This is a genomic window from Saccharopolyspora soli (genome assembly GCF_022678645.1).
GTDB classification, from domain to species: Bacteria; Actinomycetota; Actinomycetes; order Mycobacteriales; family Pseudonocardiaceae; genus Saccharopolyspora; species Saccharopolyspora soli.
This window is the reverse complement of sequence record NZ_JALBWV010000179.1, coordinates 1-650: the sequence shown is the minus strand read 5'-3', so window position 1 is coordinate 650 and position 650 is coordinate 1. Positions and strand designations below refer to the sequence as shown.

The 650-nt window shown below is 69.4% G+C and carries 1 protein-coding gene; it reads left to right on the top strand.

Annotation, left to right across the window (positions count from 1 at the left end):
* The coding region (locus MOQ72_RS44195) for a type 2 periplasmic-binding domain-containing protein (protein WP_504981932.1) at positions 1-378 on the top strand (378 nt) is incomplete at its 5' end.
* Positions 379-650 lie beyond the last annotated feature (272 nt).

The following is a 650-nucleotide window of genomic DNA, read 5'->3' as shown; positions in this document are numbered from 1 at the left end:
ACCCGAGCCGCACGCGGCGAGATCGGCAGCCTCCGCCTGGCCTTCCTCGCGACCACGACGAACTACCTGCTCCCGCCCGGTGGTACGGGCCGTCCGACAACGACTCCCCGAACTCCGGCTGACACCCCCCACGTGGTCCAACGAGACACGAGCGCGCAAGGCCTGCTCGGCCTCGTGGCGGCCGACGTCGGAGTGACTCGACTGGCCCAGTCGGCGAGCAGCCTCCGCCGCACCGGTGTGGCATTCGTGCCACTGACCGGGGAATTCGTCCCCACCGAGATGGTCTGGTTAGCCAGCAACACCTCGCCCGCTCTGCACGCCCTGCTGGACGTGGTCACCGAGGTAGCCGCCTCCACCGACTTCACCGAGTCCGGCTGACCGGCCGGGCACGCGGGGCCCGCCGTGCGAACACGAATGGGATCTCGGGCAGGTCGACGAACCGCACCGAGCGCCGATCCCGTTCACCGAGGCGGCGCCATTCGCGGCGCCGCGCTCGTCGGCCCCGCAGACCAGCTGATGACGTCGGTGGACACTGCGGGGCTCCTCGACGAGCGGTCTCGAACAATCTGGCGGGAGAACCGGTCGCCTGTGACCTGCTCAGACCGCTGGTAGTGCTGGGCCGATAAATCATCTGGCCAGTTCGCAGCCTT